Below are 16,200 nucleotides of genomic sequence, written 5' to 3'. Positions count from 1 at the left end.
GATGTCGATCAGGCCATGAAGCCGATACGGGGGACGCCCCATTGCGGGGCGGAATTGCGCACCTTATGCCTGATCGGGCGATGAGTCAAAGGGTGGCGATTACAAGGCGTTTCGCGAAGAAACCGATGTGATTGCGCGCAAATTGCGCTGAATCGGTGCGGCGCCGTGGAAGGGACGCCACCGCCGTGTAGCCGATCCTGGCCTTGGGGCATTTCGGCGCGTTCGCCGGAGATACCCGCAAGGAGCGGCGGGCAGACACCTGGCGATCGTGCGACGGGCTGCCCGGGGCGGGTGTTCAGGCGAGGTGCAGGTGGTTGTCCCAGAACGCTGGCGGAAGCTCCAGCGGAGCGGCTGCGATGCGCTCGCCACGGCAGTCGTAGAAGCGGCAGCGGCCCTGCCCGGAGGTGACGACGAAACCGTCCTTCACTGCGCCCACGCCGGCGCAGTCGGGCAGCGGCGCGTCCAGGCGCACGGCGCCGGTATCCAGGTCCCAGATGAAGAAGCGGTTACCGCGCGGGGCGGTCAGCGCCACCAGGCGCAGGTCGCTGTGGATGGCGACGCTGGCGGTGTACTGGGTCATCGCCAGGCGCTGCTCGTCGGCCAGGGGGAAGGGCTGGAAGGGTTGGCCGGGGCGCTTGATCGCGAGCAGGTCGGCATGGTCGTGGGCATCGCCCATGTACTGCTGGCCGGCGACTATGGTGCCGTCGGCGGCGATGGCCAGGTGGCGCACGCTGTTCATCTGCTGCGCCAGGGTTTCCCTGGAGATCAGCGAACCGTCGCGCTGCATCAGCACCAGGCTCGGCTCCATGGCGTCGAGGTTCATCTCCACGCGGCTTTCGGCTTCGGTGCGGATGCCGCCGTTGGCCACCACCAGTGTCTCGCCGTCGGGCATCCAGGACACCTGGTGCGGGCCGAGGCCGTGGGTGGAAATCTCGCCCGTGTGGCTGAGTTGGTTGCCGTCGAAGCGGTAGACACCGAGCACGCCGCGGCCTGGATCGGTGGTGTCGTTCTCGGTGGCGTAGAGCCACTCGCCGTCCTTGTGCCACACGCCGTGGCCGTAGAAGTGGCGGTCGGCTTGCGAGTCGAGGGTCTGCAGCAGGCGGCCGTCATTCAGATCGATCAGGTAGCTCTGCCGGCCCGGGCGGCGGGCGACGAACAGCGCCAGCGGCAGGCTCGGGTGCTGCACCACGTCGTGGCAGCGCAGGCCCACCTGCGTGGCGAACACGCGGCTGCCATCCAGGCGGTAGCCCACCGCGTAGTGCTTGCCATCCGCGTCGTCACGGGCGGACAGCAGCAGGGGCTCCTTGCCCTTGCGCGACAGCGTCCAGCCGCCGAGGGTCAGGGCGCCGAGCAGCAGGCTGCCCAGGCCGAGTACGTGACGTCGCAACATGGCGTTCACCTCGTTCAATTTTTCTCTTCGATCGCGCGAGCTAGAGCCAGGCTCTCCAACGACGCATGGCCGACGCGTAGCCGATCAATCGCCGTCGTTGGCGTTGAAGCCCAACTGCACACCCAGTGCTTTCGCCAGATCGCTTTCATGCAAGCGGTGAACGGCATTGAGGCTGTCATACAGCGCATTCAGTTGCTGGATGCCGGCCTCGTCCTTGAGCAGATCGCTGAGCGGCTTGTCGATCGCCTTCAGCTTGCCGTGTGTGTCGGCGTAGGCGGCGTCGATCTTGCCCGCCAGTTCCTTCTGCTCGGCCGGCAACAGGGCGCGCAGGCCCTTGCTGTCGGTGCCGTTCCACAGCGCCTGGGCGCCGGTCAGGCTGGCGTCCAGGCTCGCCAGGGAGGCGTCGCTGCGCCAGCCTTCGGCCTGGAACGGCTGCGGGATGCCCTTGCTCTGGCGGCCCAGCGGGGTGCCGAGCTTCTTCTTCAGCATGTCCAGGGCGGTGACCTGCACGCGCAGCAGTTCGGCGATGGCTTCGTGGGCGTCGGCGTAGCGGTCGTTGGGGAACTTGGAGAGCTGGGCGAGCATGCCGCCGTCCTGCTTCCACTGCGCCAGGATGCCTTCGGCCAGGGCCTGCTGGTGCGCGCCGATGGCTTCCAGCAGCGGGCAGTAGTGTGCCTTGGTCTCGGCGTTGGCCAGGTCGATCTTCGCGTCGAAGAGGATGTATTCGTAGGCGGTCAGGCCCTGGACCACGACGCTGGACTTGTCCAGGGTCGCCGGGGTGATCGGGTTGCCGCTGCCCAGCAGCTGCTCGACCTGGCGCGCGACCAGGTTCTTCTTGTCCGGCCAGAACTGCACCTGCCAGGCGCGGTTGCCCTCGGCCAGCGGGCCGACCAGCAGCGGCTGCAGCTCGGCCCAGGCCTTCTGCGCGGCCAGGTAGTCGGCGCGGGCCTTGGCCAGGTCCTCGTTGCCCTGGCAGTAGGCCAGGGCGCTGGCAGCCAGGGCGCGGTCGGCGTCCACCCAGCGGCTGTAGGTCGGCAGGATCACCTGTTGGGCCAGCGTGGCGCTGGTGGTGGCCTGCGGGTCGGTGGGCGAGCAGGCGCCCAGGGCGATGGCGAGGCTGGTGATCAGTAGGCGGGGGCGGAACATGTTCGGCTCGGCTCCTTAGAGGGAATTCAGGAACGCCAGCAGGGCACTGCGCTGCTCGGCGTCGAAAGTCAGTACGCGCTGCCTGGCCGCTTCGGCTTCGCCTCCGTGCCAGAGCACGGCTTCGAGCAGGTTGCGAGCGCGGCCGTCGTGGAGGAACTGGGTGTGGCCATTGACCGTCTCGGTCAGGCCGATACCCCACAGCGGCGGGGTGCGCCAGTCGCGCCCGCTGGCGAGAAATTCCGGGCGATTGTCCGCAAGGCCATCGCCCATGTCATGCAGCAGCAGGTCGCTGTAGGGGCGGATGACCTGGTTGGCCAGTTCCGGCTCGGCGGCATTGGGCCCGGTGGTGAATTTCGGGGTGTGGCAGCTGGCGCAGCCGCTGTCGAAGAACAGGCCCTTGCCGGCCAGCACCTGCGGGTCGTCGACCTTGCGCCGCGCCGGCACCGCCAGGTTGCGGGCGTAGAAGGCGACCTGGTCGAAGATGTGCTGGCTGACTTCCGGCTTGCCGCCGTCGATGGCGTTGCGGCAGTCGACCTGCGCCTCGGTGCAGTCGTCGGTGGGGATCAGGTCGCTGGTCAGGCCCATGTCGCCGGAGAAGGCGTGGGCGTTCTGCTGGGCGACGTTGGGCTGCCCGGCCTTCCAGCCGAAGCGGCCGAGCGCTGTATCCTGGCGCGCATCGTCCCAGACCTGGTTGGCGCGGCCACGGATGCCGTCGCCGTTGTGATCGTCCGGATCGGCGTTGGCGAGGATGTCCTCCTCGCGGATCGATTCGAGCAGGCCCAGGCCGATCATCGGCGGGGCGATGCGTGCGGAGAACTGGGTGTTCGCCTGCATCGGGCCGTAGCCGAGGTTGCTGATGCGCAGGATCGGCTTGCGCAGCTCGACTTTGGTGCCGTCCTTGAAGGTCACCGGCACCGCTTCGTAATCCACCCGCACCTTGCCTTCGGGGGCTACGCCGGGGATGGCCGAATCCTGCAGCTGGCCGCCGTATACGGGCTCGGGCACCACGCCCAGGCGCTTGAGCGTGCGCGCATCCTCCGGGCCTGCCGGAATCGACAGGCGTACCAGCATGGACACTGCGTTGACGTCATTGGGTTCCGGGGGGTGGCCGCGGCCGTCCTTGATGTGGCAGTTCTGGCAGGCGTTGGTGTTGAACAGCGGGCCCAGGCCGTCACGTGCGGTGGTGGTGGACGGGGCGATCACCCAGGGGTTGCGGAAGAAGCTGTTGCCGACGCTGAAGTCCAGGCGGCGGCTCGGCGTGAGGTTGGCCGAGGGCATGGAGTAGGCGTTGCGGTCGCTCTGGCCGACCGTGGCGGCGCCGCCGGAAAGCGCTTCGCCCGGCTCGGCCACCGCGTGCCGGGAGGTCTCCTGCTTGCATGCGGCAAGAGCGACGACAGAGAGCAGCGGTACCAGCAGAATGGCGCGACGGTGGAGCATGGACTTCAGTTCCAGAGCGTGAAATTGCAGCAGGTCATCTTATCAGGCGCGCACCAAATGCAAATCTGAAAAATTTGTATTCGAGGTTCAGCCATGCCTGCCCGCGAAAATGACGAAGCCCCGCGCGGCGGGGCTTCGCTGGACATTATCCGGTTCATGCCGGCGCTGCGACGCGGAGCCGCAGCGCCGGCCGGCGATCAGAACTGGTGATCGGCGGTGTCCGGCTTCAGGTCCTGCACGCCAACCGCGGCGGCAGCTTTCTCGATGGCGCCGGTCTGCTTGACCAGCGAGGCGATGGCGTCGCGGATCTTCTGCTGATCGTCCTTGGCGTCCGGGGCGATCATCTGGTCGAAGTGCACACCGTCCTTCTCGGCACGGTCGACGATGGCCTGCATCTTGGCCTCGGTGGCCTCTAGGTCGGCCTTCAGGTCGCTGTCGGCCTGGGCGTTGGCCTTGGCCACCAGGTCGGACAGGCTCGGGCCTTTCACCACGCTGCCATCCACGCGCTTGTACTCGCCGGTGTAGATGTTGCGGATGCCCTTGGCATCGAAGAACAGGGTGTGGTGGGTGTCGTCGCTGAAGCAGTCGTGCTCGTCTTCGGTGGAGTTGGCTTCCAGGGCGACCTTCATGCGCTCGCCGGCCAGCTCGCCCAGGGACAGGCTGCCCAGGCCGAAGAACATCTTGCGCAGGTTGTTGTCGGCGCTGTCGGCTTCCAGCTTGGCGCGGTAGTTGTCGGTCACGCCGGCTTTCCAGTTACCGGCCATCTCTTCCATCTGGGCGACCAGCAGGTCGGTGACGGCCTTCAGGTAGGCGGCGCGACGGTCGCAGTGGCCGTTGCTGCAGTCCTTGCCCTGGACGTAGTCAGTGTACTTGCGGTCGCCCGCGCCCGGCTTGGTGCCGTTCAGGTCCTGGCCCCAGAGCAGGAACTCGATGGCGTGGTAGCCGGTGGCGACGTTGGCTTCGGAGCCGCCCAGTTCGTTCAGGCTCAGCAGCTTCTCGCCGGTGATTTCCTTCACGTCGATCTTGTCTTCGCCAACCTGGATCTCGGTGTTGGCGACGATGTTGGCGGTGGCGCCGGCATTGCCTTCGGCGTGCTGGTAGTCCTTGGCGACGTAGTCGATCAGGCCTTCGTCCAGCGGCCAGGCGTTGACCGCGCCTTCCCAGTCGTCAACCACGGCGTTGCCGAAGCGGAAGCCTTCGCTCTGCGAGTAGGGCTTGCGCGCGGCCAGCCAGGCTTCGCGAGCGGCTTTCAGGGTTTCTTCGCTGGGCTTGGCCAGCAGCGCGTCGACGGCGGCCTGCAGGGCCTTGGCGGTGGTCAGGGCATCGCCGAAGGTGGCTTCGGCGATGTCGGCGTAGTTCTTCACCACGGCCTTGACCGCGGCCTCGTCGACCTTGGCGGCGGCCGGGGCGTTGCTCTGGGCGCTGGCTGCCGGGGTGGCGGCCTGGTTCGCAGGGGCTTCGGCTTTCTTGTCATCGCCGCAGCCGGCGAGGGAAATGGCGATGGCGAGCAGGCTGGCAGTGGCCCAGGGCATACGTGTCATGACGGGTTCCTTTGAGGTGTAGGAGGCGCACGAGATCGAACTGCGTACGAAAAACGGCAACATAATGCGAAAGATTTGCATTTTTGAAAAGGGTATTCGAGGGGGCTTTCGCGTCGGGTGGCCAGCAGGTCGCCACTGGGAGGAGTGAATGATGCTGTTCATGCAGGAGCGAGCTTGCTCGCGAACAGCCCGAGCGCCGGTGCCAAGCGGTTCGCGAGCAAGCTCGCTCCTACAGGGGCATGGTGCTGGTGATGGGGTGGGTATTCCGCCGATCAGGTCGGGGAGGTGTCAGTGACGCTCCACTCCGCCGGAGCCGCCGCCGGCCACTTCGGCCAGGCGCCGGGCCTGCTTGAGGTAGAGGGTCAGCTCGCGCGCCGGCAGCGGCTTGCTGTACAGGTAGCCCTGCCCCTCGTGGCAGCCCTGGGCGATGATGTAGGCCTCTTGCTCGACCGTCTCCACGCCCTCTGCGATCACCTGCATGCCCAGGCTCTTGCCCAGTTGGATGATGGCGCGAACGATGGTGGCGTCGTCGTCGTCCAGCAACAGGTCCTGGACGAAGCTCTTGTCGATCTTGATCTTGTCCAGCGGCAGGCTCTTCAGGTAGCTCAGCGAGGAGTAGCCGGTGCCGAAATCATCGATGGCGATCAGCGCGCCGGCGCGGCGCAGGCTGAGCAGGTGCTGGGCGGCGGTGGAGATGTCTTCCATCAGGCCGGTTTCGGTGACCTCCAGTTCCAGCGAGCGCGGCGGCAAGCGATGCATCTGCAGCAGGTTGCTGACCACACGCGGCAGGGCGTTGTGGCGCAGTTGTACGGTGGACAGGTTGACCGCCAGGCGCAGGTCGTCGAAGCCCTGGTCGTGCCATTCGCGCAGTTGCCGGCAGGCCTGGTCGAGGACCCACTCGCCGATGCTGAAGATGCAGCCGTTCTGTTCCGCCAGCGGGATGAACAGGTCCGGCGCGACCCAGCCCTGGGTCGGGTGCTGCCAGCGCAGCAGCGCTTCGACGCCGACCACGCGGTGATCGCGGTAGTCCACCTGCGGCTGGTAGACCAGGTGCAGTTCGCTGCGCGCCAGGGCTTCGCGCAGGTCCTTCTCCAGTTCGCGGCGGCGGCGCATCTCGCTGTCGACGCTGGCGATGTAGAACTGGTAGCGGTTGCGCGAGCGGCTTTTGGCCAGGGTCATGGTCTGCTCGGCTTTCTGCAGCAGCTTTTCGGTGGTCTCGCCGTCCTCGGGGAACAGGGTGATGCCGATGGTGGCGCGCAGGTGTACCAGGTGCTGGTCCAGCTCGAAGGGCGCTTCCAGGTCGTCGAGGATCTGCTGGGCCAGCTCGGCGGCCTCGTAGGGCTGCTCGATGTCGGCCTGGACCAGGGCGAACTGGTCGCCGCCCAGTCGCGCCAGGGCGCCCAGGTGCGCGCTGCGGGTGCGCAGGCGGTCGGAGAGGGCGATTAGCAACTGGTCGCCGAACTGGTAGCTGTACTGCTCGTTGATGCCCTTGAAGTCATCCAGCCCCAGGCACAGCACGGCAACGCGCCGCTGCAGGCGGGAGGCGCCTTCGAGGATCTGGTCCAGGCGCTGCTGCAGCAGCTTGCGGTTGGGCAGGCCGGTGAGGAAGTCGTACTGGGAAATGCGCAGCAGGCTGTCTTCGGCCTCGCGGCGCAAGTGGCCGTTGCGCTCGATGGAGGCGAGCAACTGGTTGGCGGTGGTGACCCAAAGGCCCAGCTCGTCTTTCTCGTGACCGTGGAGCATCGGCAGCTTGTGCTGGCTGGGGCGGTCCGGGTTGATCGAGGCGAGGTGCTCGATGATCTTCGACAGCGGCTTGGTCAGCAGCCAGTGGTAGACCATGAACAGCACCAGACCCATGGCCAGGGCGCGGAGCAGGCCGGAGAGGAAGATGATCCCCGAGGTGGTGACGAAGTCCTCGCCGTAGGGCGCGGTGTCCAGGGTGATCTTCAGGTCGCCGTAGTATTCGTTGGAACCGCCGCGACCGGCCAGGCGGATGGCGTAGTTCTGTTCGGCGCCGAGGATCGGGTCGGTCAGCCAGCGGGTGGGGGACTCCAGCAGCGGGCGGGACTTTTCCGCCAGCATGGGTTCGTCGGGATGGCCGATGGCGGCATAGCGCACGGCCTCGTGCTGGAACAGCCCTTCGAGGACCTGCATCGCCATGTCCCGGTCCAGGCTGTAGACGGCCTGGGTGGAGGGGTCGCGGACCATCGCCAGGATGCGCTGGGCGTCGTTGTGGACGGCCTGGCGGGCCTTGTGTGCATCGAAAATGATCTGGGCACAGCTGAGCACAACCCCGACCACGAGGGCCGCGAGCAGTACCATTCGCAGCAGCTTGAGGGAGAGGCTGTGCCGGGGGTCCAGTTTCAAGGGTTTTTCCTTGTTCATCGCCGGGGGCGAAAGACTGGTCTGAGTATTGGCAATTGGCGCTATGGCGTCAAAGGGCCATCGTTGCATTTTTGACGGTTTAGGCCTTTCAGGTTAGCCGACCCGGGCCTCTTGCGCGTACAGAACGAAGAAACCCGGCACAAGGCCGGGTTTCCAGGGTCACGCTGGGGGGAATCAGGCAGCGAAGTTCTTCGCCACGAAGTCCCAGTTCACCAGGTTCCAGAACGCTTCCACGTACTTCGGACGCAGGTTGCGGTAGTCGATGTAGTAGGCGTGTTCCCAGACGTCGCAGGTCAGCAGCGGGGTGTCGCCGCTGGTCAGCGGGCAGCCGGCGCCGATGGTGCTGGCCAGGGCCAGGGAGCCGTCGGCCTTCTTCACCAGCCAGCCCCAGCCGGAGCCGAAGGTGCCGATGGAGGTCTTGCTGAACTCTTCCTTGAACTTGTCGAAGGAACCGAAGGCAGCGTTGATGGCGTCAGCCAGGGCGCCGGTGGGCTGGCCACCGCCGTTGGGGCTCAGGCAGTTCCAGTAGAAGGTGTGGTTCCACACTTGGGCTGCGTTGTTGAAGATGCCGCCCGAAGAGGTCTTGACGATGTCTTCCAGGCTCTTGCCTTCGAACTCGGTGCCCGGAACCAGGTTGTTCAGGTTCACGACGTAGGTGTTGTGGTGCTTGTCGTGGTGGTATTCCAGGGTTTCCGCGGAAATGTGCGGCTCAAGGGCATTCTTCGCGTAAGGCAGCGGCGGCAATTCGAAAGCCATGTTCTCTCTCCTATCTCACTCAGTCTGGGCTAGCGCGGCGAACGCGCGACCGGTACACGGGGCCGGTTGAAGTATTTGTCGCGGCATCCGGGCGTAGCTGCAATGCGTCCCCACGGGACCAGGGCAGCGCGCCAGTTGCGTCCGGAAGCCGTGGCTTCCGGCGCCGCGAAGGTCGGATCATAGCACCCGACCCTGGGCATATCCACGCAGCATCTGTAGGGTCAAAGGCCGTGCGGCAGGGCCACGCCGGAGCGTGTCCTCACTATGCTCCGACCGGGATGACGAATCGTCGTTCGGACTTTTTCCGCATCAGGCGGCAAATACCAGCTGCGCCGCCATGCCCAGCATCATCACCGCCACCATCAGGTCCATCAGCCGCCAGGTGGCCGGCCGCGCCAGCCAGGGCGCGAGCCAGGCGGCGCCCAGGGCGAGGGTGAAGAACCACAGCAGCGAAGCGCTGGCCGCGCCCATGGCGTAGGCGCCGGGCGCTGCCTGCTGGGCGCCGAGGGAGCCGATCAGCAGCACGGTGTCGAGGTAGACATGCGGGTTGAGCAGGGTCACCGCCAGCGCCGCCATCAGTACGGTGCGGCGTGAGCGTGGGCCGGTTTCTTTAGCGTCGGCCATGGCTTCGGGTGCGACTGCACGACGCAGTGCCTTCAGGCCGTACCACAACAGGAAGGTGACGCCGCCCCAACGGGCGATGGCCAGCAGCGTGGGGTTCTCGGCGAGGACCTTGGCCAGGCCGAAGACCCCGGCGCTGACCAGGATGGCGTCGCACAGCACGCACAGCGCCGCCACCGACAGGTGGTGTTCACGGCGCAGGCTCTGGGCGAGGACGAAGGCGTTCTGCGCGCCGATGGCGATGATCAGGCCGGCGGCGACCAGCATGCCGTTCAGGTAGCTCTGCCACATGGTTCAGATTCCTTCCGGGGAGAGGGCGAGGGCACGCAGCACGTCCAGCGCGCGCGGGCCGTCGGCGTGGGCTACGAACAGATGGTCGTGGTACCAGGCGGCGACCACGTTGCAGCTGATGCCGGCTTTCGCCAGGGCGGTGGCCACGGCGGCGGTGAGGCCGACCGCCTCGAGCGCCGAATGCACGTCCAGGGTCAGCCAGGCGGCGACGTAGTCGAAGGCCAGCCCGGCCTCCTCGGCTTCGACGCGCGGCAGGATCAGCGTCAGCCCTTCGCGCTCGCGGAAGCTGCCCAGCGGTTGCAGCCCGGCGGGCATGCGGCCGTCGGCCAGGGTGCAGAACACGTACTCGCCGTCGTTGAGTACCGGGGTCATGCCGCGCAGCAGCGCGGCCAGGGAGGTTTCGCCAGCCATGGAGAAGTCCGTCGAAGAGGGGGATTGCTGGCGATTGTCGGGCGTTCGGCGGTATAAGAAAAACCAATGTTGCTGATATCTCATTAGGGAAACTGATCATGTTCGACTACAAGCTGCTCGCTGCCCTGGCCGCCGTGGTGGAGCAGGGCGGTTTCGAGCGCGGCGCCCAGGTGCTGGGGCTGTCGCAGTCGGCGATCTCCCAGCGCATCAAGCTGCTCGAAGCGCGGGTCGGCCAGCCGGTGCTGGTGCGGGCGGCACGGCCGCAGCCGACCGATCTGGGCCGGCGCTTGCTCAACCACGTGCAGCAGGTGCGCCTGCTGGAAGGCGACCTGCAGCAATGGGTGCCGGCGCTGGATGACGGCGCGGCGCCCGAGCGCCTGCGCCTGGCGTTGAACGCCGACAGCCTGGCGACCTGGTGGGCGCAGGCAGTGGGCGACTTCTGTGGCGAGCGCCGTGTGCTGCTGGACCTGGTGGTGGAGGACCAGGAGGTCGGCCTCAAGCGCATGCGCGCCGGGGAGGTGGCCGGCTGCGTCTGCGCCAGCCCGCGTCCGGTGGCCGGTGGGCGTTGCGAGCCGCTGGGGGCGATGCGTTATCGCGGTCTCGCCAGCCCGGAATTCGTCTCCCGGCACTTCCCCGGCGGCGTGACACCCGAGGGCCTGGTGCGCGCCCCGGCCATCGTCTATGGCCCGGATGATCAACTGCAGCATCGTTATCTGCAGACGCTGGGCGTCGACGGTCACTTCAGCTATCACTTGTGCCCATCGTCCGAAGGGTTCGTGCGCATGACCAGCGGCGGCCTCGGTTGGGGGCTGGTGCCCGAGCAGCAGGTCCGGGGTGAACTGGAACGTGGCGAGCTGGTGGACATGCTGCCGGGGCGGGTGATCGACGTGCCGCTCTACTGGCACCACTGGCGCAACGGCGGCGAGCTGCTCGCTGCGCTGACCCGGCACCTGCTGGCGAAGGCGCCGGGCGTTCTGGTGCCGATCAGCCGCGAATGACGATCCTGCCGCTGCCGGGCAATTGCTCGATGCAGCGCGGGCCGAACAGTTTCGATGGGGTGAAGTAGCCGGCGCTGTTCGGATTCGCCAGCAGGTGGCGCACCGCGAAGAGCACGCCGTTAAGGGTCAGGTCGTAGCCGTTGGCGGTTTCCAGCCGCGCGGTCCGGCGCTCGCCACGGGCGTTGCGCACTTCGCCCCAGACCCAGGTGCGCAGCTTGCTGCGGGCCAGCTCGTCGGGGCCGTGGACGCGCTTGTCCACCTGTTCCTTGAGCCAGTCCTGCACGCGGTCGCGGCCCAGCAGCGGGCGCAGCGTGTCCATCATCCGCATGCCGATGGCGGCGGTGGGTGGCATGGACATATAGACCTCGATGTCGCCGATGCCGGTGGAGTAGTAAGCCGTCGCCACGTCGCCCCAGGGGATGGTCACGGCGTGCTTGAGGCCCCGACCGAAGTCGATGTCGCGGCGCTTGTAGCCCAGCGGCACGTCGCGCAGGCGCCCGGCCTCGCGCACCTTGCCGCCCAGCTTGAGCCCTTCCAGCATGGTCTTGGCGGTACCCGGCGACGGTCCGCTGCCGCTGTCGAAGCCCAGGGCCAGTTGGGTCGCCTCCGGCATGGCTTCCTTCAGGCAGGCCGCCATGCAGTCGGTTGGGATGACGTCGAAGCCCACGCCGGGGCAGAGGACGATGCCGGCGGCCTGGGCGACATCGTCGAGGCTGTGGGCGTGTTCGAAGACGGCAATCTCGCCGGTGATGTCCACGTAGTGCGTGGTGCTGGCAATGCACGCCTCGATCAGCGGCGCGGCGGTGGCGGAGAAGGGGCCGGCACAGTTGGCGAGCACCGCGACATCCGCCAGCGCGGCCTGGGCGGCGGCGCTGTCATTGAGGTCGAAGACCCGGCACTCCAGGCCCAGCGTGCTGCCGAGTGCGTGCAGGCTGGCCGGGTTGCGGCCGCCGAGGATCGGCGCGAGGCCCTCGCGCTGCGCCTGTTCGGCCACCAGCCGGCCGGTGTAGCCGCTGGCGCCGTAGATCATCCAGTGGGGCTTGCTCATGCTCTGCTCTCGGTGAAAACCAATTCCTAAAGCGTAGTTCCATTCGCCCCCTGGCTGTCACCCACCGCAAGTCGTGCAACCCTGGAGCGCCGGTGCGGTCTGCAAGGATTCGTTTCTGGCGTACAAGGCCAGGGTAGTACGTTGCGGCGGCTGCTAGAGTCGCCGCATTGGAAGCAGGGGAGTTGCGTGCATGAAGATTCTGGTCACCGGAGCCAGCGGGTTCATTGGCGGGCGTTTTGCCCGTTTCGCCCTTGAGCAGGGACTGGCGGTGCGGGTGAACGGACGGCGCGCCGAGGCGCTGCAGCCGCTGGTGGCACGCGGCGCCGAGTTCATGGCGGGCGACCTCGCCGATCCCGCGCTGGTGCGCACGCTGTGCCACGACGTCGACGCCGTGGTGCATTGCGCCGGCGCGGTGGGCGTGTGGGGCAGTCATGAGTACTTCCACCAGGCCAACGTGGCGATGACCGAGTCGGTGGTCGAGGCGTGCCTGAAGCAGAAGGTGCGGCGGCTGGTGCATCTTTCGTCGCCGTCGATCTATTTCGATGGCCGCTCCCATGTCGGTATCACCGAACAGCAGGTGCCCAAGCGCTTCGCCAACCACTACGGCTCGACCAAGTACCAGTCGGAGCTGGTTGCCCTCGGTGCCCAGGAGTTCGGCCTCGAAGTGCTGGCGCTGCGCCCGCGCTTCGTCACCGGCGCCGGCGACACCAGCATCTTCCCGCGCCTGATCGCCGCGCACCGCAAGGGCCGCCTGCGGATCATCGGCCAGGGCCTGAACAAGGTCGATTTCACCAGCATCCAGAATCTCAACGACGCCCTGTTCGCCAGCCTGATGGCGGACGACGAGGCGCTCGGCCAGGCCTACAACATCAGCAACGGCCAGCCGCTGCCGTTGTGGGACGTGGTCAACTACGTCATGCGCCGCCTGGAGCTGCCGCCGGTGACGCGGCACATGCCTTATCCGCTGGCCTACACCCTGGCGCTGCTCAACGAAGGGGTGTGCAAGGTGCTGCCGGGGCGACCCGAGCCGACCCTGCATCGCCTCGGCATGGCGGTGATGGGCAAGGACTTCTCCCTGGATATCTCCCGCGCCCGCCAGTACCTCGACTACGACCCGCAGGCGAGCCTGTGGGATGCGCTGGACGAGTTCTGCGACTGGTGGAGATTGCGCGGGGGCTGACGGCTTACGTGGCTATTGAACTGTAGGAGCGGACTGTCAGCCCGCTGCGAGGGCGGGCTTTGCCTGTAGGAGCGAGCTTGCTCGCGAACCGCATGGCACCAGCGCTTGGGTTGTTCGCGAGAAAGCTCGCTCCTGCAAGAGATAAAGGCGTCAGCGCGAGGAGCGGGCCCCGCCGCGCAGCGGGCCGGAATACTGCTGGTCGCCGCCGCCCTGCATCGGCAGGAAGCTCGGTTCCTGCACCACACGCGGTAGCTTCACGCCGCTCAGCTCGCTCAGGCGTTGGCCCATCCGGCGGGTCTCGTCCCGCGCTGAGTCGGCACAGGCGCGCAACATCTGTTCGATGGCGTCGCTCTGCTGGTACTGGATTTCCAGCGCCTGTTCGTCGCGCAGTCGGCGGCGCAGTTCGCGCATGCAGTCCAGGATAGCCTTGTTGAATTCGATCACCCGACGTGCTCCCCCGCAAAGGCGCCCGGACGGCGCCACCTGTCCGGGACGCGAGCAAGCACCATGCCACGCTGCCGCCGGGCCGGCCGTGGCGGGTTGTTGGGGAACTGCCGGGCTGGCGATGGGGTCTTCTGTGCGCCGATCAGGTGCGCCGCGCTCCGTGATGGCACCCTGCTCACGCCTGTGCCCGAACGGATATACTGCGCACAGCGCAGGCAACACGCCGCTTTATCCCCACAGGTTCACTCCATGCGTAACGACACGTTCGACGAATTCGATGATGTGCCCAGCCTTTCCACCGATTCCGCTGACCGCGACGAGTTCGGTCATCACCCGCGCCGTGTGGTCGAGCCCAGCGGTCGCCCGCTGCCCCAGCCGGTGAAGCGCGGCGGCACCGGGGCGCTGTGGGCGCTGGTCGCCGCCATGGCCATCGCCCTGGGCGGCGTGGCCTGGTGGAGCCACCAGCAGCTGATGCTGATGGAACAACAGCTGATCGCCACCCAGGAGAGCTTCGCCAAGATCAGCGAGGAAGCCTCCGGCCGTCTTGACGACATCCGCGGCAGGTTCGTCGCCAACGAATCCAACGGCACCAGCGACCGCGAAGCGCTGAAGCTGCAGGTCAAGCAACTGCAAGGCCGCCTGGCCGAGCAGGCCAAGGCACAGCAGGCGTCGCTGTCAGAGTTCGACGGCGCCCAGGGCAAGCGCCTGGCGCAGGTCAGCGCCGAACTCAAGGCCCAGCAGGACAGCGCTGCGCTGCTGATGTCGCAGCTCGAGGGCAAGCTCCAGGCCATCACCGACGAGCAGGCCAAGCTCCGCAGCGTGCAGGCCGACCTTGCCGCCGCCAACCAGCAGATCCAGGGGCTCAACACCGAGATCGCCAACCTGAAGAAGCAGGGTAACCAGAGCCAGGCGATCAAGAGCCTGCAGGACGACCTGATGCTGCTGCGTGCCGAGGTCGACGGCCGCCAGGGCCAGGCCAGCAACGACACCAAGGAGTTCGATGTCTTCCGCATCCAGGTGATGCGCAACATCAACACCCTGCAGCAGCAGGTGCAGAACCTCCAGCAGCAGCTCAGCACGCGCTGACCTCCGGCGCAGGCGCAATCGCAAAGGCCCTCGCTCTTCCGGAGCGGGGGCTTTTCGTTTGGGCGATCCCCCTTTGGCCTGCGGAAGTTGCAAGGGCTGTGTGGAGGCAGCCGCGGTGTTCGCGCCCTGAGCGTCCGGGGCTGTAGGAGCAACTGCCTTTTAGGCTCCCGCGTTCGCGGGAGTGACGATGTCGTGCGCCGCGCTCCACAATTGTCTTCCCCGCGAACGCGGGGATCCAAAAACAATGTAGAAGCGGACCTTGTCCGCGAAGGGCCGCAGGATTGCGCCGATTTCGCGAATAAGATCCGCTCCTGCAAACGATGATTCCTGATGCGCCCGGCCCGGAAATGAAAAAGGCGCCTTCAATCGAAGGCGCCCTTTTCATTGACGCTGGAGCCAGCCCTTACAGGCGCGGGTAGTCCAGGTAGCCGACCGGGCCCTTGGCGTAGAAGGTTTCCGGGTGCGGTTCGTTCCAGGCGGCGTCTTTCTGCAGACGGGTCACCAGGTCCGGGTTGGCGATGAACGGGATGCCGAAGGCGACTGCATCCGCCTTGCCGCTCTCCAGCCACTCGCTGGCGGTTCCCTTGGTGAAGCGCTCGTTGGCGATGTACACGCCGCCGAAGATCTCCTTGAGTTTCGGGCCGATGCTGTCGTCGCCGGCCTTCTCGCGGGTGCAGATGAAGGCCACGCCGCGCTTGCCCAGCTCGCGGGCTACATAACCGAAGGTCGCCAGCGGGTCGGCATCGCCCATGTCGTGGGAGTCCATGCGCGGCGCCAGGTGCACGCCAACGCGGCCGGCGCCCCACACCTCGATGGCGGCATCGGTGACTTCCAGCAGCAGGCGCGCGCGGTTCTCGACGGAGCCGCCGTACTGGTCGGTGCGCTGGTTGGTGCTGCTCTGCAGGAACTGGTCGAGCAGGTAGCCGTTGGCGCCGTGGATTTCCACGCCGTCGAAACCGGCGGCCTTGGCGTTCTCGGCACCGATGCGGTAGGCCTCGACGATGTCGGCGATCTCTTCTGTTTCCAGGGCGCGCGGGGTGACGAATTCCTTCATCGGGCGCACCAGGCTGACATGGCCGGCCGGCTTGATCGCACTCGGCGCCACCGGGGTTTCGCCGTTCAGGTACAGCGGGTCGGAGATGCGGCCCACGTGCCACAGCTGCAGCATGATGCGCCCGCCATTGGCGTGCACGGCCTTGGTGATGTTGCTCCAGCCGCGCACCTGGTCATCGGACCAGATGCCGGGGGTGTCCGGGTAGCCCACGCCCATCGGGCTCACCGAGGTGGCCTCGCTGAGGATCAGGCCGGCGTCGGCGCGCTGGGCGTAGTACTCGGCCATCAGCGCGTTGGGCACGCGGCCTTCGTCGGCGCGGCAGCGGGTCAGCGGGGCCATGACGATGCGGTTGGGCAGTTCCAGGTCACCGATGACGATGGGATCGAAAAGCGTAGTCATTGCGTTACTCCGG

The 16,200-nt window shown here is 67.0% G+C and carries 14 protein-coding genes; 3 read left to right on the top strand and 11 right to left on the bottom strand.

Annotation, left to right across the window (positions count from 1 at the left end):
- Positions 1 to 295 precede the first annotated feature (295 nt).
- From J5M67_RS14700 to J5M67_RS14665, 8 genes are all read right to left on the bottom strand, one after another.
- On the bottom strand, positions 296 to 1,390 hold the full coding sequence (locus J5M67_RS14700) for a DUF1513 domain-containing protein (RefSeq protein WP_207886066.1): 1,095 nt from the start codon (positions 1,388 to 1,390) through the stop codon (positions 296 to 298).
- A gap of 84 nt (positions 1,391 to 1,474) precedes the next feature.
- Positions 1,475 to 2,536, bottom strand: a complete 1,062-nt coding sequence (locus J5M67_RS14695) for an imelysin family protein (RefSeq protein WP_207886065.1) — start codon at positions 2,534 to 2,536, stop codon at positions 1,475 to 1,477.
- Between the two features lie 15 nt (positions 2,537 to 2,551).
- Entirely contained in the window at positions 2,552 to 3,973 is a 1,422-nt protein-coding gene (locus tag J5M67_RS14690; protein WP_207886064.1) for a di-heme oxidoredictase family protein, read from the bottom strand.
- Between the two features lie 197 nt (positions 3,974 to 4,170).
- Positions 4,171 to 5,514 (bottom strand): imelysin family protein, encoded by a 1,344-nt coding sequence (locus J5M67_RS14685; RefSeq protein WP_207886063.1) that lies wholly within the window; start codon positions 5,512 to 5,514, stop codon positions 4,171 to 4,173.
- A gap of 288 nt (positions 5,515 to 5,802) precedes the next feature.
- Positions 5,803 to 7,881, bottom strand: a complete 2,079-nt coding sequence (locus J5M67_RS14680) for a bifunctional diguanylate cyclase/phosphodiesterase (protein WP_207886062.1) — start codon at positions 7,879 to 7,881, stop codon at positions 5,803 to 5,805.
- Positions 7,882 to 8,073: 192 nt separating this feature from the next.
- Positions 8,074 to 8,655 (bottom strand): superoxide dismutase [Fe], encoded by a 582-nt coding sequence (gene sodB / locus J5M67_RS14675; RefSeq protein WP_152225940.1) that lies wholly within the window; start codon positions 8,653 to 8,655, stop codon positions 8,074 to 8,076.
- Positions 8,656 to 8,964: 309 nt separating this feature from the next.
- Positions 8,965 to 9,567: a LysE/ArgO family amino acid transporter gene (locus tag J5M67_RS14670; protein ID WP_207886061.1), complete on the bottom strand. Its 603-nt coding sequence runs from the start codon at positions 9,565 to 9,567 to the stop codon at positions 8,965 to 8,967.
- A 3-nt stretch (positions 9,568 to 9,570) separates the two neighbouring features.
- The gene (locus tag J5M67_RS14665) at positions 9,571 to 9,978 is read right to left on the bottom strand and encodes an ACT domain-containing protein (protein ID WP_207886060.1); all 408 of its coding nucleotides are present in this window, start codon (positions 9,976 to 9,978) and stop codon (positions 9,571 to 9,573) included.
- Positions 9,979 to 10,070: 92 nt separating this feature from the next.
- On the opposite strand from J5M67_RS14665, the gene J5M67_RS14660 reads away from it, so the two are divergent.
- Entirely contained in the window at positions 10,071 to 10,976 is a 906-nt protein-coding gene (locus J5M67_RS14660) for a LysR family transcriptional regulator ArgP (protein WP_207886096.1), read from the top strand.
- Here the strand turns inward: J5M67_RS14660 and J5M67_RS14655 are convergent.
- The gene (locus J5M67_RS14655) at positions 10,963 to 12,024 is read right to left on the bottom strand and encodes a trans-acting enoyl reductase family protein (protein ID WP_207886059.1); all 1,062 of its coding nucleotides are present in this window, start codon (positions 12,022 to 12,024) and stop codon (positions 10,963 to 10,965) included. The genes J5M67_RS14660 and J5M67_RS14655 overlap by 14 nt on opposite strands.
- Before the next feature lie 190 nt (positions 12,025 to 12,214).
- Here J5M67_RS14655 and J5M67_RS14650 point away from each other — a divergent pair, with 190 nt between their 5' ends.
- Positions 12,215 to 13,204: an NAD(P)-dependent oxidoreductase gene (locus J5M67_RS14650; protein ID WP_207886058.1), complete on the top strand. Its 990-nt coding sequence runs from the start codon at positions 12,215 to 12,217 to the stop codon at positions 13,202 to 13,204.
- Between the two features lie 150 nt (positions 13,205 to 13,354).
- Here J5M67_RS14650 and J5M67_RS14645 read toward each other — a convergent pair whose 3' ends face one another.
- The gene (locus J5M67_RS14645) at positions 13,355 to 13,645 is read right to left on the bottom strand and encodes a hypothetical protein (protein WP_368735933.1); all 291 of its coding nucleotides are present in this window, start codon (positions 13,643 to 13,645) and stop codon (positions 13,355 to 13,357) included.
- Positions 13,646 to 13,897: 252 nt separating this feature from the next.
- On the opposite strand from J5M67_RS14645, the gene J5M67_RS14640 reads away from it, so the two are divergent.
- The gene (locus J5M67_RS14640) at positions 13,898 to 14,734 is read left to right on the top strand and encodes an ATPase (protein ID WP_207886056.1); all 837 of its coding nucleotides are present in this window, start codon (positions 13,898 to 13,900) and stop codon (positions 14,732 to 14,734) included.
- A gap of 403 nt (positions 14,735 to 15,137) precedes the next feature.
- Here the strand turns inward: J5M67_RS14640 and J5M67_RS14635 are convergent, their stop codons facing one another.
- Complete coding sequence (locus J5M67_RS14635) at positions 15,138 to 16,187, bottom strand: alkene reductase (protein ID WP_207886055.1); 1,050 nt, start codon at positions 16,185 to 16,187, stop codon at positions 15,138 to 15,140.
- Between the last annotated feature and the right edge of the window lie 13 nt (positions 16,188 to 16,200).

It is taken from the genome of Pseudomonas sp. 30_B (assembly GCF_017491605.1).
Taxonomy (GTDB): Bacteria; Pseudomonadota; Gammaproteobacteria; order Pseudomonadales; family Pseudomonadaceae; genus Pseudomonas.
Note: the sequence above shows the minus strand (reverse complement) of the source record. Positions and strands in the feature narration are given on the sequence as shown.

Coding starts and splice junctions, on each gene's coding strand:
- J5M67_RS14700 (WP_207886066.1), bottom strand. CDS start 1,390: ATGTTGCGACGTCACGTACTCGGCCTGGGCAGCCTGCTGCTCGGCGCC.
- J5M67_RS14695 (WP_207886065.1), bottom strand. CDS start 2,536: ATGTTCCGCCCCCGCCTACTGATCACCAGCCTCGCCATCGCCCTGGGC.
- J5M67_RS14690 (WP_207886064.1), bottom strand. CDS start 3,973: ATGCTCCACCGTCGCGCCATTCTGCTGGTACCGCTGCTCTCTGTCGTC.
- J5M67_RS14685 (WP_207886063.1), bottom strand. CDS start 5,514: ATGACACGTATGCCCTGGGCCACTGCCAGCCTGCTCGCCATCGCCATT.
- sodB (WP_152225940.1), bottom strand. CDS start 8,655: ATGGCTTTCGAATTGCCGCCGCTGCCTTACGCGAAGAATGCCCTTGAG.
- J5M67_RS14670 (WP_207886061.1), bottom strand. CDS start 9,567: ATGTGGCAGAGCTACCTGAACGGCATGCTGGTCGCCGCCGGCCTGATC.
- J5M67_RS14665 (WP_207886060.1), bottom strand. CDS start 9,978: ATGGCTGGCGAAACCTCCCTGGCCGCGCTGCTGCGCGGCATGACCCCG.
- J5M67_RS14655 (WP_207886059.1), bottom strand. CDS start 12,024: ATGAGCAAGCCCCACTGGATGATCTACGGCGCCAGCGGCTACACCGGC.
- J5M67_RS14650 (WP_207886058.1), top strand. CDS start 12,215: ATGAAGATTCTGGTCACCGGAGCCAGCGGGTTCATTGGCGGGCGTTTT.
- J5M67_RS14640 (WP_207886056.1), top strand. CDS start 13,898: ATGCGTAACGACACGTTCGACGAATTCGATGATGTGCCCAGCCTTTCC.
- J5M67_RS14635 (WP_207886055.1), bottom strand. CDS start 16,187: ATGACTACGCTTTTCGATCCCATCGTCATCGGTGACCTGGAACTGCCC.